This window comes from Janthinobacterium sp. (assembly GCF_009923995.1).
Taxonomy (GTDB): Bacteria; Pseudomonadota; Gammaproteobacteria; order Burkholderiales; family Burkholderiaceae_D; genus Janthinobacterium.
On sequence record NZ_RFSK01000055.1, the window covers coordinates 15,156 to 39,006 of the forward strand.

Annotated in this window: 23 protein-coding genes; 11 read left to right on the forward strand and 12 right to left on the reverse strand. The window is 66.0% G+C overall.

All coding sequences use genetic code 11. The features are described 5' to 3' along the window. Nucleotides 1-48: 48 nt before the first annotated feature. The 3 genes from acnD to prpB form a co-directional block, all read right to left on the reverse strand. A complete protein-coding gene (gene acnD, locus EBS11_RS22125; protein ID WP_290606459.1) occupies nt 49-2,643 on the reverse strand; it encodes a Fe/S-dependent 2-methylisocitrate dehydratase AcnD in 2,595 nt (864 codons plus the stop codon). Between the two features lie 11 nt (nt 2,644-2,654). Then, entirely contained in the window at nt 2,655-3,809 is a 1,155-nt protein-coding gene (gene prpC, locus EBS11_RS22130) for a 2-methylcitrate synthase (RefSeq protein ID WP_290606460.1), read from the reverse strand. 69 nt (nt 3,810-3,878) lie between these two features. Further along, complete coding sequence (prpB, locus tag EBS11_RS22135) at nt 3,879-4,766, reverse strand: methylisocitrate lyase (RefSeq protein ID WP_070220951.1); 888 nt, start codon at nt 4,764-4,766, stop codon at nt 3,879-3,881. 56 nt (nt 4,767-4,822) lie between these two features. Here prpB and EBS11_RS22140 point away from each other — a divergent pair, with 56 nt between their 5' ends. After that, nucleotides 4,823-5,020, forward strand: coding sequence for a hypothetical protein (locus EBS11_RS22140; protein ID WP_290606463.1), 198 nt, complete (start codon nt 4,823-4,825; stop codon nt 5,018-5,020). A gap of 165 nt (nt 5,021-5,185) precedes the next feature. Here the strand turns inward: EBS11_RS22140 and EBS11_RS22145 are convergent, their stop codons facing one another. Further along, nucleotides 5,186-5,434, reverse strand: a complete 249-nt coding sequence (locus EBS11_RS22145) for a hypothetical protein (protein ID WP_100873472.1) — start codon at nt 5,432-5,434, stop codon at nt 5,186-5,188. 111 nt (nt 5,435-5,545) lie between these two features. Beyond that, nucleotides 5,546-5,782, reverse strand: coding sequence for a hypothetical protein (locus EBS11_RS22150; RefSeq protein ID WP_290606466.1), 237 nt, complete (start codon nt 5,780-5,782; stop codon nt 5,546-5,548). A gap of 177 nt (nt 5,783-5,959) precedes the next feature. Between EBS11_RS22150 and EBS11_RS22155 the strand changes: the two genes are divergently transcribed. Next, nucleotides 5,960-6,817: an MBL fold metallo-hydrolase gene (locus EBS11_RS22155; RefSeq protein ID WP_290606467.1), complete on the forward strand. Its 858-nt coding sequence runs from the start codon at nt 5,960-5,962 to the stop codon at nt 6,815-6,817. Between the two features lie 6 nt (nt 6,818-6,823). On the opposite strand, the gene EBS11_RS22160 is transcribed toward EBS11_RS22155, so the two are convergent. Together EBS11_RS22160 and EBS11_RS22165 are read right to left on the reverse strand one after the other, a co-directional pair. After that, a complete protein-coding gene (locus EBS11_RS22160) occupies nt 6,824-7,057 on the reverse strand; it encodes a hypothetical protein (RefSeq protein ID WP_290606469.1) in 234 nt (77 codons plus the stop codon). Nucleotides 7,058-7,138: 81 nt separating this feature from the next. Next, nucleotides 7,139-8,587 carry a M20/M25/M40 family metallo-hydrolase gene (locus EBS11_RS22165; RefSeq protein WP_290606471.1) on the reverse strand — a complete coding sequence of 483 codons (1,449 nt, stop codon included), beginning with the start codon at nt 8,585-8,587 and terminating at the stop codon, nt 7,139-7,141. 176 nt (nt 8,588-8,763) lie between these two features. Here EBS11_RS22165 and EBS11_RS22170 point away from each other — a divergent pair, with 176 nt between their 5' ends. The 3 genes from EBS11_RS22170 to EBS11_RS22180 all read left to right on the forward strand — a co-directional run bounded on the left by EBS11_RS22170 (nt 8,764) and on the right by EBS11_RS22180 (nt 10,975). Next, the gene (locus EBS11_RS22170) at nt 8,764-9,294 is read left to right on the forward strand and encodes a GNAT family protein (RefSeq protein ID WP_290606473.1); all 531 of its coding nucleotides are present in this window, start codon (nt 8,764-8,766) and stop codon (nt 9,292-9,294) included. Between the two features lie 120 nt (nt 9,295-9,414). Further along, on the forward strand, nt 9,415-9,849 hold the full coding sequence (locus EBS11_RS22175; RefSeq protein ID WP_290606474.1) for a glycine zipper 2TM domain-containing protein: 435 nt from the start codon (nt 9,415-9,417) through the stop codon (nt 9,847-9,849). A 142-nt stretch (nt 9,850-9,991) separates the two neighbouring features. After that, a complete protein-coding gene (locus EBS11_RS22180) occupies nt 9,992-10,975 on the forward strand; it encodes a protein phosphatase 2C domain-containing protein (RefSeq protein ID WP_290606475.1) in 984 nt (327 codons plus the stop codon). Here the strand turns inward: EBS11_RS22180 and EBS11_RS22185 are convergent. Then, entirely contained in the window at nt 10,922-11,248 is a 327-nt protein-coding gene (locus tag EBS11_RS22185; RefSeq protein WP_290606477.1) for a DUF2177 family protein, read from the reverse strand. The genes EBS11_RS22180 and EBS11_RS22185 overlap by 54 nt on opposite strands. Nucleotides 11,249-11,477: 229 nt before the next feature. Here EBS11_RS22185 and EBS11_RS22190 point away from each other — a divergent pair, with 229 nt between their 5' ends. Continuing rightward, nucleotides 11,478-12,326, forward strand: a complete 849-nt coding sequence (locus EBS11_RS22190; RefSeq protein WP_290606479.1) for a class I SAM-dependent methyltransferase — start codon at nt 11,478-11,480, stop codon at nt 12,324-12,326. A gap of 216 nt (nt 12,327-12,542) precedes the next feature. Further along, nucleotides 12,543-14,174 (forward strand): FHA domain-containing protein, encoded by a 1,632-nt coding sequence (locus EBS11_RS22195; RefSeq protein WP_290606481.1) that lies wholly within the window; start codon nt 12,543-12,545, stop codon nt 14,172-14,174. Between the two features lie 545 nt (nt 14,175-14,719). Here the strand turns inward: EBS11_RS22195 and EBS11_RS22200 are convergent. Further along, complete coding sequence (locus EBS11_RS22200; protein WP_365955963.1) at nt 14,720-15,250, reverse strand: porin family protein; 531 nt, start codon at nt 15,248-15,250, stop codon at nt 14,720-14,722. Nucleotides 15,251-15,513: 263 nt separating this feature from the next. Here EBS11_RS22200 and EBS11_RS22205 point away from each other — a divergent pair, with 263 nt between their 5' ends. The 4 genes from EBS11_RS22205 to EBS11_RS22220 all read left to right on the forward strand — a co-directional run bounded on the left by EBS11_RS22205 (nt 15,514) and on the right by EBS11_RS22220 (nt 20,300). Continuing rightward, entirely contained in the window at nt 15,514-16,113 is a 600-nt protein-coding gene (locus EBS11_RS22205; RefSeq protein WP_290606483.1) for a metal-dependent hydrolase, read from the forward strand. A gap of 108 nt (nt 16,114-16,221) precedes the next feature. Continuing rightward, nucleotides 16,222-16,740, forward strand: coding sequence for a sigma-70 family RNA polymerase sigma factor (locus EBS11_RS22210; RefSeq protein ID WP_290606485.1), 519 nt, complete (start codon nt 16,222-16,224; stop codon nt 16,738-16,740). Further along, on the forward strand, nt 16,740-17,702 hold the full coding sequence (locus tag EBS11_RS22215; protein ID WP_290606487.1) for a FecR domain-containing protein: 963 nt from the start codon (nt 16,740-16,742) through the stop codon (nt 17,700-17,702). Before EBS11_RS22210 ends, EBS11_RS22215 begins: the two co-directional genes overlap by 1 nt. A gap of 126 nt (nt 17,703-17,828) precedes the next feature. Next, on the forward strand, nt 17,829-20,300 hold the full coding sequence (locus EBS11_RS22220; protein ID WP_290606489.1) for a TonB-dependent receptor: 2,472 nt from the start codon (nt 17,829-17,831) through the stop codon (nt 20,298-20,300). A gap of 7 nt (nt 20,301-20,307) precedes the next feature. Here the strand turns inward: EBS11_RS22220 and EBS11_RS22225 are convergent, their stop codons facing one another. From EBS11_RS22225 to EBS11_RS22235, 3 genes are all read right to left on the reverse strand, one after another. Continuing rightward, nucleotides 20,308-21,210 (reverse strand): pirin family protein, encoded by a 903-nt coding sequence (locus tag EBS11_RS22225; RefSeq protein WP_290606491.1) that lies wholly within the window; start codon nt 21,208-21,210, stop codon nt 20,308-20,310. After that, a complete protein-coding gene (locus EBS11_RS22230; RefSeq protein ID WP_290606493.1) occupies nt 21,207-21,605 on the reverse strand; it encodes an OsmC family protein in 399 nt (132 codons plus the stop codon). Before EBS11_RS22230 ends, EBS11_RS22225 begins: the two co-directional genes overlap by 4 nt. A gap of 136 nt (nt 21,606-21,741) precedes the next feature. Beyond that, nucleotides 21,742-23,851: SUMF1/EgtB/PvdO family nonheme iron enzyme (locus EBS11_RS22235; RefSeq protein ID WP_290606494.1), on the reverse strand; the 2,110-nt coding region annotated here is incomplete at its 5' end.

Here is a 23,851-nt window from a genome sequence, read left to right on the forward strand (position 1 = left end):
CCGACCCCGGACCTTGCCTTTGGGGTGAATTGCGCGATCACATCGCCACTACGCCGCCTTCGACGACTCCAGGAAATCCTGTGCGAAGCGTTGCAGCACGCCGCCCGCCTCGTAGATCGACACCTCTTCCGCCGTGTCGAGGCGGCAGGTGACGGGGACTTCCAGCGTGTCGCCGTTCTTGCGGTGGATCAACAAGGTCAGGGTGGAGCGCGGCGTGCGCTCGCCCACGACGTCGTAGGTTTCGCTGCCGTCGATGCCCAGGGTCTTGCGGTTCACGCCAGGCAAAAACTCCAGCGGCAAGACGCCCATGCCCACCAGGTTGGTGCGGTGGATGCGCTCGAAGCCTTCGGCCACGATGGCTTCCACACCGGCCAGGCGCACGCCCTTGGCGGCCCAGTCGCGCGAGGAACCCTGGCCATAGTCGGCGCCGGCGATGATGATCAATGGCTGCTTGCGCTCCATGTAGGTCTCGATGGCTTCCCACATGCGCGAAATGGTGCCGTCCGGCTCGATGCGCGTGAGCGAACCGGCCTTCACCTTGCCATCTTCGATGACCATCTCGTTTTTCAGGGTCGGGTTGGCAAAGGTGGCGCGCTGCGCCGTCAGATGGTCGCCCCGGTGCGTGGCATAGGAATTGAAGTCTTCCTCGGGCAGGCCCATTTTCGCCAGGTACTCGCCGGCCGCGCTGTCGAGCATGATGGCGTTCGATGGCGACAGGTGGTCGGTGGTGATGTTGTCGCCCAGGACAGCCAGCGGACGCATGCCCTTCAACGGACGCGCACCGGCCAGCGCGCCTTCCCAGTACGGCGGACGGCGGATGTACGTCGTCTGCGGACGCCAGTCGTACAGGGGGCTGACCTTGATGCCGTCGTCCGCCTGCGCGGCAAACATGGGAATGTACACCTTGCGGTACTGCTCCGGCTTGACGCTGGCAGCGACAATGGCGTCGATTTCCTCGTCCGACGGCCAGATATCCTTCAGCAAAATCGGCTTGCCGTCCGCGTCATGGCCCAGCACGTCCTTTTCGATGTCGAAGCGGATGGTGCCCGCAATGGCATAGGCCACTACCAGCGGCGGCGAGGCGAGGAAGGCCTGTTTCGCGTATGGGTGGATGCGGCCATCGAAATTGCGGTTGCCCGACAACACGGCCGTGGCGTACAGGTCGCGCGACACCACTTCGTCCTGGATGACGGGGTCGAGCGCGCCCGACATGCCGTTGCACGAGGTGCAGGCGAAGGCCACGACGCCAAAGCCCAGTTGTTCCAGTTCCGGCATCAGGCCCGCTTCCTGCAGATACAGTTCCACGGTTTTCGAGCCGGGCGCCAGCGACGATTTCACCCATGGCTTGCGCGTGAGGCCCAGGCGGTTCGCATTGCGCGCGATCAAACCGGCGGCGATCATGTTGCGCGGGTTGTTCGTATTCGTGCAGCTGGTAATGGCGGCGATGATGACGGCGCCGTCCGGCATCTTGCCCGGTTCGTTTTCCACCACGCCGGAAATGCCGCGCGCGGCCAGTTCCGACGTCGGCACGCGGTTGTGCGGGTTCGACGGTCCGGCGATGTTGCGCACGACGGACGACAGGTCGAAGCTCAGGACGCGCTCGTACTGCGCGTCCTTCAGGCTGTCGGCCCACAGGCCCGTCTCCTTCGCATACAGTTCCACCAGTTTCACCAGCTCGTCGTCGCGGCCCGTCAGTTTCAGGTACTTGATGGTCTGTTCGTCGATGTAGAACATGGCGGCCGTGGCGCCGAATTCCGGCGCCATGTTGGAAATCGTGGCGCGGTCGCCCAGGGTCAGGTGCGACGCGCCCTCGCCGAAGAATTCCAGGTAGGACGAGACGACCTTCTGCTTGCGCAAAAATTCCGTCAGCGCCAGCACCGTGTCCGTGGCCGTGATGCCCGGCTGCGGTTTACCCGTCAGCTTGACGCCGATGATGTCGGGCAAACGCATCCACGAGGCGCGGCCCAGCATCACGCTTTCCGCTTCCAGGCCGCCCACGCCGATGGCGATCACGCCCAGCGCGTCGACCATGGGGGTATGCGAATCCGTGCCCACCAGGGTATCCGGGTAGGCTACACCATTTTGCACCTGGATCACGGGCGACATGCGTTCAAGATTGATCTGGTGCAAGATGCCGTTGCCTGGCGGAATCACGTCGACGTTCTTGAACGCTTTCTTGGTCCAGTCGATGAAGTCGAAGCGGTCTTCGTTGCGACGGTCTTCGATGGCGCGGTTCTTGGCGAAGGCATCGGGATCGAAGCCGCCGCATTCGACGGCCAGCGAGTGGTCGACCACCAGCTGCGTGGGCACGACGGGATTGACGAGGGCCGGGTCGCCGCCCTGGGCCGCGATGGCGTCGCGCAGGCCGGCCAGGTCGACCAGGGCCGTCTGGCCCAGGATGTCATGGCAGACGACGCGGGCGGGAAACCACGGGAAATCGAGGTCGCGGCGGCGTTCGATGAACTGGCCCAGCGAAGCGTCCAGGGTGGCAGGGTCGCAGCGGCGCACGAGGTTTTCCGCCAGTACGCGCGAGGTATAGGGCAAGGTGGCATAGGCGCCTGGCTGGATGGCATCGACGGCGGCGCGCGTGTCGAAGTAGTCTAGCTGGGTGCCCGGCAAGGATTTGCGGTGCAGGGTATTCATGTTGGTACTCATTATTTGCGGTCCTTGATCGGGACAAATTCCAGGTCTTCCGGACCCACGTAATTGGCGCTCGGGCGGATGATCTTGTTGTCGATGCGCTGCTCGATGATGTGGGCAGCCCAGCCCGAGGTGCGCGAGATGACGAACAGCGGCGTAAACATCGCCGTCGGCACGCCCATCATGTGATAGGACACGGCCGAGAACCAGTCCAGGTTCGGGAACATGTTCTTGATTTCCCACATGACCGTTTCCAGGCGCTCGGCGATGTCGAACATCTTGGTGGAACCGGCTTCCTGCGACAGCTTGCGCGCCACTTCCTTGATGACGACGTTGCGCGGGTCGGAAATCGTGTAGACGGGGTGGCCGAAGCCGATCACCACTTCCTTGTTGGCCACGCGCTCGCGGATGTCCGCTTCCGCTTCGTCGGCGTTGTCGTAGCGTTTCTGGATGTCCAGCGCCACTTCGTTGGCGCCGCCGTGTTTCGGGCCGCGCAGCGCGCCGATGGCGCCCGTGATTGCCGAATGGATGTCCGAGCCCGTGCCGGCGATGACGCGGCTGGTGAAGGTCGAGGCGTTGAATTCGTGTTCCGCGTACAGGATCAGCGAGGTGTGCATGGCTTTTTCCCACGACGCCGACGGTTTTTCGCCGTGCAGCAGGTGCAGGAAGTGGCCGCCGATCGACTCGTCGTCCGTTTCCACTTCGATACGCTTGCCGTTATGGCTGTAGTGGTACCAGTACAGCAGCATGGAGCCGAACGACGCCATCAGGCGGTCGGCGATGTCGCGCGCGCCCGGCGCGTTATGGTCGTCCTTCTCCGGCAGGGTGCAGCCCAGCACGGACACGCCCGTGCGCATCACGTCCATCGGGTGGGCGGCGGCGGGCAGCGCTTCCAGCGCCAGTTTCACGGCCGACGGCAGGCCGCGCAGGGACTTCAGCTTGGCCTTGTAGCCTTTCAGCTCCGCGGCTGTCGGCAGTTTGCCGTGCACCAGCAGGTAGGCGATTTCCTCGAACTCGCAGCTGTCGGCCACGTCCAGGATGTCATAGCCGCGGTAATGCAAATCGTTGCCGGTCTTGCCGACCGAGCACAGCGCCGTATTGCCGGCGGTGACGCCGGACAGGGCGACGGATTTTTTAGGCTTGAAAGTGGCGGCTTGCGGTGCGGTCATTGTGTTCTCCAGATTGAATAGTCTCGGGTGCGTCACTGGGGGACCGGCATGCGGTCCCTGCTTCTTTACTTATTTCTTTTGCGCGGCGAACAGCGCATCGAGCTTTTGCTCGAAATCGTGGTAGTTGATCGATTCATACAGCTCCATGCGCGTCTGCATGGTGTCGACGACGTTCTTTTGCGTGCCGTCGCGGCGCAGCGCCTGGTAGACGTTTTCCGCCGCCTTGTTCATGGCGCGGAAGGCGGACAGCGGATACAGGGCCAGGCCCACGTGGGCGCTGCGCAGTTCATCCAGGGTAAACAGCGGCGTGGAACCGAATTCCGTGATGTTGGCCAAAATCGGCACGTTGACGGCCTTGGCGAAGGTGGCGTACATGTCCAGGTCCGTGATGGCTTCCGGGAAGATCATGTCGGCGCCCGCCTCGACGCAGGCGACGGCGCGCTCGAGGGCCGCTTCCAGGCCATCGACGGCCAGCGCATCGGTGCGCGCCATGATGACGAAGTTCGGGTCCGTGCGCGCGTCGACGGCCGCCTTGATGCGGTCGACCATTTCTTCCTTGCTCACGATTTCCTTGCCCGGACGGTGGCCGCAGCGCTTGGCGCCCACCTGGTCTTCGATGTGCAGGCCGGCCGCGCCGAACTTGATCATCGATTTCACCGTGCGCGCCACGTTGAAGGCGGAAGCGCCGAAGCCCGTGTCGGCATCGACCAACAAAGGCAGGTCGCACACGTCGGTGATGCGGCGGATGTCGGTCAGCACGTCGTCCAGACTGGAAATGCCCAGGTCGGGCAAGCCCAGCGAGCCGGCCGCGACACCGCCGCCGGACAGGTAGATGGCCTTATAACCGGCGCGCTTGGCCAGCAAGGCGTGATTGGCGTTGATGGCGCCGACGACCTGCAACGGGGATTCTTCCTGGACGGCCTTGCGGAATGCGGCACCTGCGGAGTATTGAGTCATGTGTTCACCTTATGGGTTTCGGACGGTCCCGAATGTTTCACGGAGTGGCTATGCACATGGGTATTGCAAATGCCGTGCCAGCAGCGCACATGCTTGCGGCAACGACGCCGCGCCACTATGAAAACCAGGGAAAATGGCCACGCAGCCGCGCCCTGCCCGCTGTCACGCCAGGGAACAGCGATGTCACATCGGCGGTCCGCGATGTTTCAAATTTGTTTCAATTATTCCATTTGAAACACAGAATTGAAACATGAAACACATGAGCGTGCCGTGCCCGCCACGCGGGTCACTTTCCCGGCAGGTAATCAGGCAAGGGGTGGATTGGGCGGAACAGGAGGAAGGAACGGAAGGGGCAGGCTGCGGGACGCCGCATGCAACACAGCCGGCGGGCGCCGGCTGCAGGATGAAACAACAAGACGCTAGGCCAGGCGTACGAGCGGATTGGCGATGATGTTGTCGATCTGGCGTACGGCTTCCTCGCAGGCGGCGGCAATGGCGCCGTCCTCGTCGTCGCGCACGAACTGCATGGTCGAGCCTTCGAAGACTTCCAGGCCTTCCGCGGTGGCGCGTTCGATGTCGCAACTGGCCGACCATTTGCCGTCGGTGGTGGGCACGGCCAGGGGAACGATTTCCCAGCCTTTATAGTGAATTTTAGAACTGCTATCCATGGGTGCCTCCTCAGTGACTGACTCAATAGTGGAAATCGTAGCATGAAGCGCGGCCGGCAGCGACGTGTTTCACGCGCCGCCCTGCAATCAGGCTAAACGATTTACGCTGGCTCAAGGGCGCAGCAGATTGTCCACTTCCGTCTTTGCCACTTCCAGGCCGGCCGCGCATGCCGTCTCGGGGGCCGCATAACCGCCCAGGGTGCGGCTGCGCGTGATGGCTTGCGCCTCCGCTTCCCCTTCGCGCTGCAGGCGGTAGGTGAAATCCCACAAATCGTCGTTATCCTTTTGCGGGGTCACGGAAATCGTAAAACCGCGGTACTGTTCGCTGCGTGCAATGGTATCGTTCATGAATTCCTCCTTGGAAGAATGAGGTTACCACGCTGCAAGGTCCAGGGCGCGCACGGCAGTCACGCGCGCAACCATGACCCCATATCTGTTTTTCGCATGTTAAATATGGATTTGCAACATTTTTTTAGCGAACTCTGGCGATATAATGCCCTTCCCTGTCCGTACCATGCCGCCGCGATGACTCCACAAATCCAAGCTTTCTTCGACCCCGCCACCGCCACCGTCACCTACGTCGTCTACGAAGAGGATGGCCGGGACTGCGCCATCATCGATTCCGTCCTCGACTACGATCCCAAGGCGGGCCGCACCTCGACCACGTCGGCCGACAAGGTCATCGCCTTCGTGCGCGAGCACGGCCTGCAATGCCGCTGGCTGCTGGAAACCCACGCGCACGCGGACCACCTGTCCGCCGCGCCCTACCTGCAGCAGCAGCTGGGCGGCGACGTCGCCATCGGCGCCGCCATCCAGACGGTGCAGCAGGCGTTTGCCCAGGTCTACCACCAGGACGGCGCACGGGCCGACGGCTCGCAGTTCGACCAGCTGTTCGCGCCCGACCAGGTGTTCCATATCGGCAAGCTGGAAGTGCGCGCCCTGCACGTGCCCGGCCACACGCCGGCCGACCTGGCCTACCAGATCGGCGACGCCGTGTTTGTCGGCGATACCCTGTTCATGCCGGACGTGGGTTCGGCCCGCTGCGATTTCCCCGGCGGCTCCGCCGCGCTGCTGTACCGCTCCGTGCAGCGCCTGCTGTCGCTGCCGCCGCAGACGCGGCTGTTCATGTGCCACGACTACCCGCCCAACGGCCGCGCGCCGCGCTGGGAAGTGACGGTGGCGGAACAGCGCGCCAGCAATATCCATTTGCGCGACGGCATCACGGAAGAGCAGTTCGTGGCCATGCGCACCAGCCGCGACGCCACGCTGGACATGCCGACCTTGATCCTGCCCGCCATCCAGGTCAACATCAACGCGGGCAAGCTGCCCGAGCCGGAAGAAAACGGCGTGCGCTATCTGAAGATACCGCTGAACGCCATCTGACGCTTGCTACGCTACGCGGACGGCGCGCCGCCACAGCTGGTGCTGGCCCAAATTCAGCCGCTCCAGCTCGCCCGAGGCCAGCAGCCGCTCCAGCGCGGCGGCGATGAGCAGCGGCGGGAAACGGCCCTCCAGCCACCACTGCGCCACGCCTTCGAGCGTGTCGGCGCTGTGGGGATACGCGGCCACGTAGGCGCGGATCATGCCAGTGGCGGCATCGATGTCGTCGTGTGTCATATCCATAAAGTCATTACTTGTTGGCAAAATTTCGAAGATGCCCCCGGCCGGCGGGCCGCGCCGGGCGCGCGGCGCGGCCCGGCAAGCTTATTCGTCCTGCGCCGGCGCGCGGCCGATTTCGCCGTCGAGATTGGCCAGGAACCACGCCAGCGACGACATCAGCGCCACGTTGCGCTTCAGATTTTCCGGCTCGACCTTGTCGAGGGTGTCGGCCGGCGTGTGGTGGTAGTGGAAGTAGCTGTGGCTGTCGACGAGGGGCTCGAAGCTGGGCACGCCGGCCGTTTCCAGGCGGTGCAGGTCGCCCGTGCCCAGCGCGTCGCGGCGCGTAAACGCCTGCGCGCCCATGGGCTGCAGGGCGGCGCGCAGAGGCGCGAACAGTTTTTCCGCCTTCGGCCCCACGCTGGCGAGGATGCCGAACGGGCGGCCGGCGCCGCTGTCCATCTCGATGGCCGCATACTGCTTGCCCAGCGCCCGCTTGTGGGCGTCAAAGTACGCCTGGCCGCCGCGTCCGCCGTTTTCCTCGTTCATCCAGGCGATCACGCGGATGGTGCGGCGCGGGCGGTAATCGAGCTTTTTCAGCGTTTCCAGCACGCCCATGGCCGCCACCACGCCGGCGCCGTCGTCGTGCGCGCCCGTGGCCAGGTCCCAGGAATCGAGGTGGCCCGAGACCACCACCACTTCGTCGGCCTTGTCCGTGCCCGGCCAGTCGGCGATGACGTTGTAGCTGTCGGCGTCGGGCAGGTTTTGCGGCGTCAGCGTCAGGTGCATGCTCAAGGGGCCGCGCGCGGCCAGGCGGCCGATCAGCAGGGCGTCTTCGACGGTGACGGCGGCGGCGGGAATGCGCTTGCCCTCTTCCAGCCCCGTGGCGCCCGCGTGCGGGATGCGGAAGTTCGCGCCGCCGATCGAGCGCACGAGCGCGGCGGCCGCGCCCAGTTCCGCCGCCGCCTTCGGTCCGTTGAAGCGGAAGCGCGAGCCCTGGCCATAGGTGACGCCGGCCAGTCCCCGCTCGGCCATCTCCTGGTCGAACGGCGTGTCGATCAGCACGATGGCGCCCTTCACCTGCGCTGCGCGCGCCTTGAGTTCTTCCAGGCTTTTCACGATAATCACGGGCGCCGTCAGGCCGGCGGCCGGGGTGGCGCCGGAGCCGCCCAGGGCCGTGAGCACCACGCGCTGCGAGACGCCCTGCGGACGGCCCGCGTAATCGACGATTTCCGCCGTTTCCACGCCGCGCACCCAGTGCGGTACTTTGACGGGCTGCAGGGTGACGGTAGCGCCCAGCTGGCGCATGGCCTCGGCCACCTGCTGCACGGCCGCCGCCGCGCCGGCGGAGCCGGACAGGCGCGGGCCGATCAGGTCCGTCATGTCGGCCAGGCGCGCATACGCCCAGTCGCTTTGCAGGGCCGTATCGCGCACCTGCGCCAGCGCCTGCGGCGCATTGCCCGGCGCGGCGGCCAGGGCGCCCGTGCCGGCAAGGCAGCCAAGGGCGAGGGAGACGAGGGAACGGCGCAGCGGCGCGCCAGTCGGAACGGTAATCATAGGGTGTCAAATCCAGTCTACAGGGTCGGGGCGGATACGCCGTGGCCAGGGGCACGGCGCAGCTTTCTACGATAGCGCATTTATTCTGTCATTGCAGCAACTTTTACCAGACGGCGATTGCCTGCGGCGGGCATGCTGGATTACCATGCAAGCTACGATCGCCACGGGAAGCCGTCATGCTCAAGGGAACACTGTGTACCGTCCGGCATGTGCTTGCCGCCGACCTCAGCACCTTTATCGCGCTGGTCAACGACCTGCCCTCGCGCGGCGCCTTCTTTTCCATGCAGTTCAAGTCGCCCGAGGCGATGCGCCGCGACTTCCTGCAATCGGGCTTCGTGAGCGAGGACAGCGAACTGTTCCTGATTGAAGACCACCACCAGAACATCATCGGCACGATCACGCATTTCAAGAGCCGCACGCCGGCCTCGCGCGAGATCGGCTACCGCCTGTTCGATCCGCAGCGCGGCGGGCGCGGCTACATCAGCGAGGCCACGCGCCTGCTGGTCGACTACCTGTTCAACGCCTACCCGTATCACCGCCTGGAACTGCTGATGGACCCGCACAACACGGCGTCCGAGCGCATCGCGCAAAAGAGCGGCTTTACGCAGGAAGGCCTGATGCGCCAGGCCTTCTTCATCAACGGCAGCATGCACGATGTCAAAATATACAGCTTGCTGCGCCCCGAGTGGCAGGCGCGCGTGCGCTGACTTGTTACCGCCCGGGCATGAATGTAATAAGTTGTATTAGACATGGATCAAGCCGCCGGCAGCAGATATAGTCCACTCCATGCAGATCATTGTGATCTCGCCGGAATGGAAGGAAATGCCATGTTGAACAAGAAACTCCTGGGTGCGGTAATGGTAGCGGCAGTGGCGGTGTCTTCGGCCGCAGTCGCCGGTGACCGCGACTTCAATACCGTTGCAGGCGCCGTCGTCGGAGCAGCCATTGGCAACAGCACTGGCGGCCGGAACGGCGCGATCGTCGGTGGCGTCATTGGCGCCGCCGTTGGCAACAGCATCAATACGAATGACCGCTATTACGACCGTGGCGGCTACCGCGGCGGCTACCGCGAGACCTACTACGCTCCCGCACCGCAGCCCGTGTATTACGCGCCGGCGCCGCAGCCCGTGTACTATGCCCCGCCGCCACGCTACTACGGCCCGCCAGCCGTCGTCTACGTGCAACCGGGCCGTGGCTACTACCACGACCATGGCCGCCGCGACTATTATGACCGCGGCCACGGCTGGGGCCACCGCCGCTAAGCCCTGCCCGGCTCCCTTGAAAAACCTGCGCCAGCCTGCTGCCGCAGGTTTTTTTAATGAATAAGCAAGGTATCGCCCACGTACAATATCGGCTAAGCTGTGTCTTATGATCAACATTGGGCCGCCTGGACCGCAGCAAACGATGCACTTAATCAAAGACGAGCTCGACTTCGGACCCTGGCTCGACGCTGCCGCCGGCAGCAGCGTGGGCGCCGGCCTGCTGCCGCGGCGCGAAAACCAGGACAATTTCCTGCTGATCGACGCCAGCGGCCACGCCGTCTGCCTGTCGCAGCAGGCACCCTTCCACTGCCAGGTGCCAAACTGGCCCCGGGGCCATGCACGCGCTGCCGTGCTCGACGGCATGGGCGGCCATGGCAACGGGCGCGAAGCGGCCGAGGCGGCCGTGCAGGGCTTGCTGGACATCCCCGCCTGCCACGACACGGCCAGCCTGTCCGCGCACCTCGATCACCTGCATGCCCGCCTGCAAGCGGGCTTCGCCACGGCGGGTCCGGCACAGGCGCGTCCGCCCGGCACGACGCTGACCCTGCTGGAAATACCGGCAGGCCAGGCGCCGCTGCTGTACCACGTGGGCGATTCGCGCCTGTATGAAATCAGCGACGGGACGGCCAGCGTGCTCACCGTCGACCACGTGCCCGCCACCGTGTACGCCATGCGCGGCGCGCTGGACGAGACCCGCTGGCGCGCCAGCGTGCATGGCGAACACCACCCGCAAATCTCGCAGGCTTTCATTTTGGGCAATGCCCTGGGCGACTCGCTGCAGCTCGACACCCCGCTGCGCGCCCTCGATGCGGGCAACCTGCCGCCCTTCCTCGCCCACCTGGGCGACCGGCGCGTGCTGCAAGTGCGACGCGGCGCCTGCTACCTGCTGGCCAGCGACGGCTTCTGGGCCTGCGCCGACCCGCTGGCCCTCGTTGCCCGCTGGCCCAGCTTGTGCGCAGGCAAGAGCGCCGCGCAGGCCGTCAGCGCCCTGCTCGGCGATTTCCACGCCCACCCGCCCGCAGGTTTATATAGCGACAACATCACCATCCTGGCCCTGCGCTTTGCGCCTGGCTCAGCGTCCGGCACGGCTGGCGGCCAGGTAGCCGGTCAGGGCGGCCACGGCTGACAGGACGGCGCCCCAGGCCATGTCGATGGCCGTCAGGGCCAGCGGCCAGCCCTGCAAGGTCGAATAATTGCTCAAGTCATAGGTTCCATATGCCACCAGGCCCAGCAGTGCGCCCAGGGCCACCGCCGTGCGCCAGCGGCGAGCGCGCAAGCCGGGCACGATGGCAAACACCAGCAGTCCCAGCATATACAGCACATAAAACACGGCTGCCGGCGCCCAGCGGGGTTGCGCCGCCTGCAAGGGACCCAGTGCGGCAGCGTAGACGGGACCCATAGCACCGCCAGCCACAGGGCATCGAGGAGCAGGAAGGCAAGCAGGGCTGCACCGTAGGCAAGGGCGAGCTGAAACGGGCGTTGCGTCGGCATGATTGTGCTCCTGGTCAAGGGCGAGGGAACGTTGGCGCCAGCATACGGCAAAATGCCGCCGGCAAGTGAACCACCGCCACGGCGCGCGGTCTGATGCTCAATAGTGAGCAGCATCGACCTTGCATCAGGAGAAAGCCATGAGCGATCCCGTTTCCCCTGCGCCAGTCCCCCTTGGCGGCCCCGACTATGCCGCCGTCAAGCAGCGCCAGCAGGCCGGTTGGGCCAGCGGCGACTTCGCCGTCATCGGCGTCACCCTGCAGCTGGTGGGCGAGTCGCTGGCCGAGGCGGCCGACATCCGCGCCCATGAAGACGTCATCGACATTGCCGCAGGCAATGGCAACGCCACCCTGGCCGCGGCCCGCCGCTTCGCCCGCGTCGTTTCCACCGATTACGTGCCCGCCCTGCTGGAGAAAGGCCGCGCGCGCGCCGAGGCGGAAGGCCTCGCCGTGACGTTCCAGGCAGCCGATGCGGAAGCACTGCCGTTTGCCGACGCCAGCTTCGACGCGGCACTGTCCACCTTTGGCGTGATGTTCGCCCCCGACCACCGGCGCGCCGCCGCCGAAATGCTGCGCGTGCTGCGGCCGGGCGGGCGCATCGGCATGGCCAACTGGACGCCGGACGGCTTTATCGGCCAGCTCTTCCGGATCGTCGGCAAGCACGTGCCGCCACCGGCCGGCCTCGTCTCGCCCGCCCGCTGGGGCGAGCAAGCCTACCCGCGCGACCTGTTTGGCCCGGCGGCGGAACAGATCCACGCACAGCGCAAGTTCTTCAACTTCCGCTACGCTTCCGCCGGACACTGGCTGCAAGTGCTTCGCCAGTACTACGGTCCCATGCACAAGGCCTTTGCCGCACTGGACCCGGCCGGCGCCGGCGCGCTGGAGCAGGAAGTGCGCGCCTTGCTCGAACGCCTGAATACGGCCGGTCCCCAGTCGCTGGTGGTGCCGGGCGAATATCTGGAGGTGATCGTCGAGAAGCGGCGGGCGTGAGCGCCGATATCAAAATAGCATATCCGAAAAGATATAAAATGTGATTTTAGGCAATTGTTTCCATGGCAAGCATGGGCGCCTGTGATCAATGGCATGAATTCGCACAAAAACAGGGCGCCGGCGCGCTGCAAGAGTTGCCAAGGGGGCGCAAAAGCGCGTAAGCTCTCATGTATAACAGAGGGCAAAATGCCCCCGCTCGATTCGAGTCAGAATGTCATGAAAAAATGCAGCAACCCGGAGCACCCGCACTGTACGTTCTGGGTCTTGCCTGGGGAAAACGTCTGCGCGGCCAGCCACCCGCAAGCGACGATTGCTCCCAGCAGCTACGACCTGTTGACCGCACTGCGCAGCGCCCGTTCCGAGCCATCGGCAACGGCGCTTCCGCGCGTCCCTGCGGTTGCGACTCCGGCCGATACCGCTGCCGGCATGACCGCTCCTCTCCTGCCCGCTCCCGCCATGGGTACGGGCAGCGCCGTGTCCGCTGGCGCCTCCCTGCCTCCCAAGGCCCACGCGCCAGGGCCGGCACCCGCTGCCATGCCGGCAACGGCTGCCCGCGCCGCCTACCAGCTGGTCCAGGCCCATCTGCACATCAGCGGCTTCGACCCCCGCGCGGCGGGCGGACGGCAAACCCTGAAAATGGAATTGCGCGGCATGAGCGCCGCCTGCGCGCCCCAGCTGACCTTGCGCCTGCGCTCGGACCTGATTCCCCGTGGCGCCGTCCAGCATGATTTCGTGCGCACGACGCGCGGCGACTGGCGCCCCGTGTTTGTCGAATTTTCTTCCCGCAACAAGGAACACGGGCAATACCAGATCGACGTGGAAGTCCACAGCCACGTCGATGGCGCCGTGGCGCAGAAATGGGTGTGCACCTTCGTCATCCTCGTGCCGCGCCGCGATGCCACCTTGACGGAAATCCACCAGATTTTCCTCAGCACCCATAAAAACGTGCGCGTGATGGCCGACGACGCCTCGATTGCCCGCGTGACGGGCGGCGACGGCTGCAACCTGGACGTAACGGCGCGCAATGCCGGCATCGCCCACGTGGACCTGTCCGCGCCGCAAGGCAAGATCGACATGGGCTTTACCACCATCGCCTGGGACGAGGAATTGATCGAGGTCGACCTGCCTGCCGCCAGCCAGTGCCACCCGCACCCCAGCCAGGCCGCCTGCCTCGTGAACGCGGCGCCGGAAGCGGGCGAACAGCGCCAGATCCGCCTGTTCGCGCTGGAAGAGTGCATGCTGGGGCGCTTCGAGCTGGTCGATCCGGAAGCCGATGTCCTGCTCAGCCATTTCAGCCCCGACGGCCAGGACAACAACGGCTTGACGCGCCGCCTGTCGGGACGCCACGCCATCATCCGGCGCGGCCCGCAAGGCTTTGAAATCGAGGACGTGTCGCGCTACGGCCTGCTGCTCGACGGCGTCTGGCCCGGCAAGCACAAGCCCGTCGCCCTGCGCCTGGGCATGCGTATCGAGTTGTCCGCCAGCATCAAGGGCATCGTCGTGCTCGGTGTTACGGCCCTGCTGGCGCACGGCGTGATCCTGCACCGCATCGACCACGGCGCCCGCGCCGAATGTTTTTACCTGCTGCTGCCCGAAGCGCGGCCCGCGCCGGCCAGCCACCTGGCCACGCCACAGGCGGCCTCGCTGCCCGTGCTCTTCCACCGCAACGGTGGTTTCTGGCACTTGGACACGGCCAGCGGCAAGGAAACGCCGCTGGCGCCCGCCACGGCGCTCGACAAGCTCGCCGGGTTTGCCCGGCACAACCGTTTTGCCAGCGAACCGTATCCGGAATGCTGGATCATTCGCACCGAGGGCGCGGCCCTGTGCGACAGCGTGCTGACCGCCTGAAAATAGCCGGACTACGGCGCACCGCCGAGAACCGCACGCCCAAAAACGCTCCCCTGCTCCCGGGTCCGCCTGCACGGCAAGGCCGTGCCATGACCGTCTATGTCAGCGGCCAGGCAATCGCCAGGACCTCCCGGACCTTATCCCGCATGGATGGCAAATAAAACCGGATGCGATACAGGGTGCCCGGCGCGACACAGCGCGAGCGATGGCCAAGGCGGCAACGCGCCATTGATGGACGCTGGAAAACACCGGAATTGCTTGGGTGTGATTCAGCGCGGCGCCAGCACGAGAAAGATCAGCGACAGGCCGATTATGAATACCGCCTCCAGCGAAAATACGATGGCGGGAATCTGTAATTCACGGGGGATTTTCATGATGACACCTCGTCGGACTAGCATCTGTTTTCAGCATAGGCCGCGACCAGCCGATTGCATTGGCAATGCGGCAAGCCGCCGATAAAAAACACCGGACGAGGGAAATATGCATTTCCCTTGGTCCGGTGCCGTGTCAGCGCTGATACCAGCGCGCAGGGAGTGCGGTGGCGATCAGAAATTGTATTGCACGCCAAACAGATACGTATTGACTTCCGTCTTGGTAAAGCGCGTCGCTTCCAGATTCACGCTCCAGGCGGGGCTGAACGCATAGCGCACGCCCAGGCCCACCGACGGGTCGGTTTCATCCCGATCCTTGTTCGAGACGCGGCTGGACTTCATGACCGTGCGACCCACGCCCAGGCGTCCATACAGGCTGAACGCATTATTCAATGGCACGGTGCCCAGCACGGCAATGCCGACGTGCGTGTCGGGATAATAGCTGTCGTCACCGATCAAGCCATCGAACATGCGAAAACTCATCGAGCGCGCAAATAACTCCGTGGAAAAATTTTGATTGAAACGGTAGCCGAGATTCACATTCAGCGATGGATCGTTATCGCTGTCGACTGTATGGGACGATACCGAGGAACCGCCAATGCCGGCCCCGACATAAATGCCGCGGGTATCTTGCGCATGCACGGCAGAAACAGACAACAGCGCAAGACCGATAGCGAGCGTTAATTTTTTATATGAAATCATCATCACATACTTTCAATTCATAATTAATAGAATGGTAAGAGTTCATATCGTGCCAGATTTTATTCAAATGCACTAGAAAAAATTCACTTAAAGAAATATTTCTCTTTTGAATATTTTCCTCCGGACACCCACCAGATGCCGACCCGCAACAAAATTTAACACTTTTCTCACAAAATCTATCGCATCAAGCCCGGCGATACTGTATATTCATCCAGTTAATATCCGTGACATTTCACAAAACGCCCGCGCGGTGTTTTACATTTCCTATGGCTTCCAACAAAGCGCACCATGCGACAGGTTGGGCTGCCGGCGTGATTGCCGCGGCCCTCGTCGCGCACGCTGGCGCCGGCGGCCCGTATCAAGTGCTGAGCATGCTCGCCTTTATCATGGGCGCGCTGGGCGGCACGGCGCCGGACTGGCTGGAAGTGGCCTGGTGGGCGCGCACGCACCGGCTGTGGATCACGCACCGCACGTGGACGCACTGGGGCCTGGCGTGGATCGCCCTGCTCGCCTACACCTGGCTGCAATTGCCGCACCACGTGTGGGCGCCGCCCCTGTTCGGCTTTGCCGCGGGCGGCATCATGCACCTGCTGGCCGACTGGCCCAATCCGCTGGGCGTGCCATGGATCTTCCGCCGCCATTCCCTGCGCTGGTGGAAGAGCGGCCGCCACGACATCATCGTCATCGTTGCCGCGTGGCTGGCCGCCACCGTCGTGGCCGACCACGTATTTTTCGACGGCATCCACCGCCAGCGCACCCTGCTGGCATTGGAGGGCTTGCTGCACTGGTCCGGTGCCGCCCTGCAGCAGGCATGGACGGATCTGCAACAGTGGCAGGAGCGCTGGCGCCTGGGCGGCGGGCAGTAATTGACGCCGCCGCCATGGCAATGTGATAATGAGTATCATTCTCAATAGCCTAGCCAGCCGGTGCCGCGCGCTCCGTCAGCCCAGCTCATTCTTTGCCTGGAGTCCGCAGTGAGCACCGCCCATCCCATCCATGCCGTCCCCCTGACCACCCTGTACAGCGAGCACCACGGCTGGCTGTTTGCCTGGCTGCGCGGCAAGCTGGGCAACCGTGCCGAGGCGGCCGACCTGGCACAGGACACCTTCCTGCGCCTGCTGGGCAAGCGCGAGGGGACGCCGCTGGCGCCCCTGCGCGAGCCGCGCGGCTACCTGGCGACCATCGCGCGCGGCCTGCTGATCGACCGCTACCGGCGCCAGGCGCTGGAGCAGGCCTACCTGGAAGCGCTGGCGCAGCAGGCTGAAGCGACAAGCATCAGCGCCGAGACGCACGCCATCATCATCGAGACGCTGCTGGCCATCGACCGCCTGCTGGACCGCCTGGGCGCGCGCACGCGGGCCATCTTCCTGCTGGCGCAGATCGAGGAACTGAGCTACGTGGAGATCAGCCAGCGCCTCGGCGTCTCCCTGCCGACCGTGAAAAAGCACCTGGTGCGCGCCTACACGGAATGCCTGATGCTGGCGGCCGGCTGATGGCTGGCGCCTCTTCCGCCCGACCCATCGCGCGCAGCATACTGGCCGCTGCCGCCCGCTGGCATGTGGAAGCCCGCTGCGGCAGCGCCGATGCGGCTGCCCTGCAGGCATGGCGCGACGCCAGCGCCGAGCATGAGCGGGCGTGGGAACTGCTGCAGCGCATGGATAGCCAGCTGGGCGCCATTCCCCCGGCGCTGGCGCTGCCTGCCCTGCAGGCGGCGCAGCAGCGCCGGCGCGCGGCGGCCCGCATCCTCGCCGTGCTGGTGGCGGCCGGCGGTGGCATCGCGCTGGGCCAGGCCGGCCTGCGTTCCGCGCCGTGGCAGGCGTGGACGGCGGCGCTGCGCACGGCGCCTGGCCAGCGCCGCCACGTGACGCTGGCCGATGGCGGGCGCATGGACATGAACACGGACAGCGCCGCCGACGTCGACTACGGCGCCACGCACCGCCGCATCCGCCTGCACCAGGGCGAAATCATGCTGGCGACAAGAGCCGATCCGCGCCCCTTCCTCGTCGATACGCCGCACGGCGTGATCCGCGCGCTGGGCACGCGCTTCTCCGTGCGCTGCGATGCAGACGGCAGCAGCGTGAGCGTCTTCGAACACGCGGTGGAAGTGCGCTGCGCTGCCCGCCCTGACGCCGTGCGGCGCCTGGAGGCGGGCCAGCAGATGCACTTTACCGCCAGCCGCGCCGATGCGGTGCAGGCCACGCCCGCGCACCAGGACAGCTGGCTGCGCGGCATGCTGGTGGCCGCCGACTGGCCACTGCAACAACTCGTCGCCGAACTGGCCCGCTACCGGCGTGGCCGCCTCGCCTGCGACGCCGCCGTGGCGCGGCGCCCCGTCACGGGCACCTACCGGCTCGACGATATCGATGCCGTGCTGGAAAGCCTGTGCGCCTCGCACGGACTGCAGGTCACGTACGTCACGCGCTACTGGGCCACGGTGTCGGCCAGGCGGGCATGATTATTTGCGTTTTTTTTGCGTCAGGGGTTGGTGTTTCGGCGTGCTGCTTCGGCTTCATGGATAAGTAACCCATTCATTAGCCGATTCATACGCCAATTCCCATCCCTTCGAGCAGAAAGACCAAACATGCCTTTGACCACCCCCGTCCTCCATCCCGCCACGCGCGCCATCCGCCTGGCCATCCTCGCCATGGCGTGCGCCGCGCCCGCCGCCTTCGTCGCCGCACCCGCGCTGGCGCAAAGCCAGGCCGCCGCCCCGCAAGCCTACGCCGTGCCGGCCGGCCCGCTGGCCACGGCCCTGAACGACTTTGCCGTGGCCGCCGGCGTCAGCCTGTCGACCGATCCCGCGCAGACGCGGGGCCTGCGCTCGCCCGGCGCAAGCGGCAGCTTTGGCGTGGCCCAGGGATTTGCCCAGGTGCTGGCCGGCAGCGGCCTGGAAGCCGTGCAGCTGGCCAACGGCGCCTACGTGCTGCGCCAGGCGGCCGCCCCCGCCGCCTCGGCGGCCGGCGTGGAAAAGACCATGGCGCCCGTGACGGTCAGCGCCAGCATGGAACGCGATCCCGTCAGTGAGCACAGCAACTCGTATGCGGCGCGCGCCGTCACCGTCGGCAAGGGCGTGCAGACCCTGCGCGAGATTCCCCAGTCCGTCAGCGTCGTCACGCGCCAGAAGATGGACGACCAGAACCTCAACACCATCGACGCCGTGCTGGCCAACACCACGGGCATCACCATGTACGACAGCCCGATGGGCGGGCGCTACGTGTATTCGCGCGGCTTCATGGTCGAAACCTACCAGTTCGACGGCGTGAACCGCGCCATGTACTACCCGCAGGCGAACAGCTTCACCAGCAATACGGCCATGCTGGACCGGGTGGAAATCGTGCGCGGCGCCACGGGCCTGCTGCAGGGCACGGGCTCGCCCGGCGCGGCCATCAACATGGTGCGCAAGCGCCCGCTGGCGGAAAAGCAGGTGCAGCTGGCGCTGGGCGCGGGCCGCTGGAACGACGTACGGGGCGAGGTGGACGTCACCGGCCCCCTGAACGAGTCGGGCAGCATCCGTGGCCGCGCCGTGGCCGCGCACGAGCAGCGCGACTATTTCTACGACGTGGCCGACAGCCGCACGGACGTGCTGTATGGCGTGCTGGAATTCGACCTGGCGCCGGGCAGCAAGCTGACGACGGGCGCCAGCTACGAAAAACTGCATGCGACGCCGTTCTTTTCCGGCATGCCGCGCTACCGCGATGGCAGCGACCCGCACCTGCCCCGCTCCACCTTCCTGGGCGCCGACTGGAACCGCTGGAATAGCAAGCAGACGGCCGTCTTCGCCGAATTCGAGCACCGCTTCGATGCCGACTGGCTGTTCAAGGCCAGCGCCAACTACACGCGCGAGCGGCATGACGTGAAATACATGTTCAGCCAGGGCGCGATCGATCCCGCCACCCTGGCCGGCATGATGATGTATGGCGGCGTGTTCGACTACGGCAGCACCAACAAGGGCATCGACCTGTCGCTCGATGGCAAATTCAACGCCTTCGGCCGGCGCCACGGCTTCAGCGCCGGCATCAGCACGAACCGCCTGGAAAGCGACAGCGATTACAGCCTGGCCCTGCTGCAGCAGCCGAACAACCCGCTGCAGCCCAACCACGGCGTGGCCGAACCGAGCGACGCCTGGTTCCGTGCAAACAGCTACCGGGGCGACCCCAGCGTGACGAGCATGACGCAGACGGGCGCCTACGGCGTGGCGCGCTTCAGCGTCAGCGACCCGCTCACCGTGGTGGCGGGCGCGCGCGTGTCGAACTACAAATCGAGCAGCGTGTACCGCGACACGGGCGAGGTATACATCGATCCCTACCGCGAAAACGGCGTCGTCACGCCGTACGGCGGCGTGATCTACGCTTTCGATCCGCGCTGGTCCGGCTATGCCAGCGTCTCCGACATCTTCCAGCCGCAGAACCAGCGCACGGCCGACGGCGCCCTGCTCGACCCGCTCAAGGGCCGCAACCTGGAGGCGGGCGTGAAAGGGGAACTCTTCGACGGCAAGGTGAATGCCTCGCTGGCGCTGTTCCGCATCGAACAGCGCAACCGCGCGGAACTCGACCTGGTGAATACCTGCTCGTCCGGCACGGAATGCTATTTCTCGACGGGCAAGGTGCGCAGCGAAGGCCTCGATGCGGAGATCAGCGGCGAAGTGGCGCGCGGCTGGCAGCTGTTCGCCGGCTACACCTTGAACAATTTTAAATATCTGGACCAGACGTCGAGCGCGGGCGTGATGTTTGCCAGCACCTACTCGCCGCGCCACATGCTGCGCGCGTGGAGCGATTACCGCCTGCCCGGCGCCTTGCAGCAGTGGAGCGTGGGCGGCGGCGTGAACTTCCAGACGGAGAGCTCGCGCGTGACGCAGGCCGTCACGGTGGCGCAGGGCGCGTATGCCTTGTGGAGTGCCCGCGCCGCCTACCAGATCGACCGCAACTGGACGGCGGCGCTGTCCGTGACGAACCTGCTCGACAAGCGCTACTACCAGACGGTGGGCGCGCCTGCGTGGGGCAATTTCTATGGCGAGCCGCGCAAGGCGCAACTGACCTTGCGCGCGCGTTTCTAAGGAAGACTCAGGTCGCCGGGCGCAGGGGCGATTTCGGCAGCGGGATGAATTCCGTCTCGCCCGGCACCTGCCCCATGCGCTGGGCGCTCCAGTCGTCGGCCGCCTGCGCCAGGCGCTCCTTGCTCGACGAGACGAAGTTCCAGAACAGGTAGCGGTGGCCGTCCAGCGGCTCGCCGCCGATCACCACGAACTGCGCCGGGCCGCTGTCTGCCGTCACGACGGGCACGGCGCCCGCTTGCACGGCGCCCGCCTCGATCAAGGCCATGGTGTGCGGCACGAGCGCCACGCCATCGAGCAGCACCTCGCCGCTGATGGGATAGACGGCCGCTTCCGCCGGCAAGCCTTCCAGGCGCAGCGCCTTGCCGGCTTCCAGCGCCACGTCCAGGTACAGGGTCTGCATGTAGGTGCGCACGGGCGAGGTCTGGCCAAAGGCCGTGCCGATCAACACCTTGACCACGGCGCCATCGAGCGGTACGACGGGAATGTCCGCCTGCGGCGTGTGCGTGAAGCTCGGTTCATCTTCCTCGTGCGCCTTTGGCAGCGCGGCCCACAGTTGCAAGCCGTGCGTGCGGTGCGGCTGGCCGGCCAGGTCGTGCGGCGTGCGCTCCGAATGCACGATGCCGCGCCCGGCCGTCATCCAGTTGATGGCACCCGGTTCGATGCGCTGGTACGAGCCGATGCTGTCGCGGTGGTCGATCGCGCCCTCGAACAGATAGGTGACGGTGGCCAGGCCGATATGCGGATGGGGGCGCACGTCGTGATTGGCGTCGGGCGCCACGTCGATGGGGCCGAAGTGGTCGAAGAAAATGAAGGGGCCGACGGCCTGCTTGACGGCGGACGGCAGCAGGCGCCGCACGACGAAGCCGCCACCGAGGTCCTTTTCGTGGCTTTTCAGGATGGCCGCGCTCATGCCAGCACCGTCGTCACTTCGGTCGTCACGGCCGTCATCAGCTTGTGCAGCGGGCATTTGCCGGCCGCAGCCAGCAGTTCCTGGCGCTGCGCGTCCGTCAGGTCGCCCGTCAGGTGCAGGGTGGCGGCCAGGCGGTATACGCCCTTGCGCTCTTCGCTGGCATCGCGCTCCGTGCTCACTTCCACGTGTTCCAGGGGGATGCCCTTGTGTCTGGCATACCAGACGACGGTGAGGGCCTTGCAGGCCGACAGGGCCGCGTCGTACAGGTCGTGCGGCGACGGGCCGGCATCGCCGCCCCCCTCTTCCACCGAGGCGTCGGCGGAAATGATGTGATCGCGCACGTGCACGATGTGGCGCATGGGTTGCGACTGATCGCGGATGGCTTTGATGGTCATGGCGTTCCTTGGTGCGTTTGGAAAGCCACAATTTACACCGTTTGCCCGCTTTGCGCAGCCCGCTCCCGGGGCGCGTGGCCATTGCCTGCGCCGCCCGGCCCGGGTGCGCAACGGCGCCCCCGCGTAGCGGGCAGGATCAATCGAGCGTGCGCGCCACCCGGAAGCCCACGATGTCGTTCGACAGCACGGTGGAAAAGCCGTTGCGCAGGGCCGAGCGCAGGTAGCGCGGGTGGTACAGCCAGGAGCCGCCGCGCAGGATGCGCCGGCTGCTGTCGCTGCCCGCCTCCCAGGCGCTGCCATCGACGGGCGCGCCCTCGTAATTGTCGTGCACCACGTCCTGCACCCACTCCCACACATTGCCATGCATGTCGAACAGGCCCCAGGAATTCGGCGCGAACGTGCCCAGGGGGCTGGTGCCGCCCCGGTAGACGCCGCGCGGGCCGCCGTTGTAGACGTACAGGCCGTCGTAGTTGGCCTGCTCCGTGCTGATGGTGTCGCCCACGTTGAAGGCCGTGCGCGTGCCGGCGCGGCAGGCGTACTCCCATTCCGCTTCGCTGGGCAGGCGATACTGCCTGCCGGTGCGCTCGCTCATCCAGGCCAGGTACAGCTGCGCGTCGTTCCAGCTGACACCCACGACGGGGTGCAGCTCGGTCTGCACGAAGCCGGGATTGTCCCAGTCCGTCTCCGCGCCGCCCGCTTCCCAGCCCGTCGCCTTCACGAAGGCGCGCCATTCGCCCACGCTGACGGGGTGGCGCGCCAGGGCGAACGGACGCTCGATGCCGACCCAGTGCTGCGGCTTCTCGCGGTCCAGCCAGGTCTGCTGCGAGCCGGCCTGCAGGGCGGCCTTGTGCTCCTGCTCGTGCGCGCCCATCTGGAAACGGCCGCTGGGGATGAGCACCAGTTCCGGCCCCTGGCCCGCACCGTCGAGAAAGTCGTCGCGCAGGATACCTTCGGCGTTGGCGACCGGTTCCGCATGGTCGGTCGCCGGCGCTGCCGGAGCCGGGGCCGCGGGCGCCTGCTGCTGCGCCGCGGCGCGGCTGGCCTCTTCGCGGCGCGCCCGCTCCTGCTCCGCGCGGTAGGCCGCTTCCGCCTTGGCGACGATGGCCTTGCGCTGCAATTCCTGGTGCTCCTGCAAGGCGGTGGCCGCATCGGCCTCGCGGCGCGCGCGCAGCTGGCCGCGCAGCGCTTCCTTGCGCAGCTTGCGCGCCTCTTCCGCCTCGAAATGGCGCTGCGCCTCCTGCTCGCGGCGCAGCTTGTCCTGCCGCTGCTTTTCCAGCGCGGCAGCCTGGATCTCGGCCTTGCGGCGCTGGTCCAGCTCTTCCTGGCGCTGGCGCGCCTGCTTGAGCTCTTCCTCGCGCGCCTGTTCGGCCGCCAGCGCCGCCTGCCTTTGCTGCTGCGCCACGCGCGCCTGCTCCTGGCGCGCCTGTTCCGCCAGTTCCTCGGGCGACGGGCCGGCGGCCCGTTCCAGGCCCTCCAGCAAGGCTTGCACGGATTGCGGCCGCAGTTCGGCCGTCAGCGAAAAGCCGTTCTGCAGCAGCTGCCACTGCGGCGCGTTGAGCGCCTGCGGCGCCGAGGGCAGATGGCTGGCACTGCGCGCGTCGTCGAACGGCATGCGCCCTTCCAGCATCTGGTAGATCATCACGGCCACCGCGTACACGTCCAGGCGCGGACTGGGCTGGCGCTGGTGCGCGCCCGCCTCGGGCGCGCGGTAGCCCTGCGTGCCCGCGTTCGGCGTTTCCAGCGCCAGGCTGCTGCCCGCATTGCGCACGCGCGAGGCGATGCCGTAGTCGAGCAGCTTGACGTCGCCCCTGGCCGTCAGGAAGACGTTGCCCGGCTTGATGTCGCGGTGCACCAGCTTGTGCTTTTCCCACGCATACGACAGGGCGTCGGCCACGGGCCGCAGCAGTTCCTGCACGGTGGCCAGCGGCAGCGCGCCCTGGCGTCCCAGGTAATGCTCCAGGTCTTCGCCGTCCAGGCATTCCATGATGATGAAATAGCTGGCCGTGGCCGGGTCCTGCGCCCACTCGTAGACGCGCACGATGTTTTCATGCGCGAGCTTGCGCGCCTGGGTGGCTTCCTCGATGAGCAGCTTGGCATGCGTGGCGCTTTGCGTCAGCTGCGGCGGCAAGATCTTCAGGGCCACCATTTCGCTGCTGCCCAGCTCCGCGTGCGTGGCCAAGTCCGTGGCCTGCCATACCTGCCCCATGCCGCCAGTGCCGATCAGCCGTTCGAGCCGGTAGCGGCGG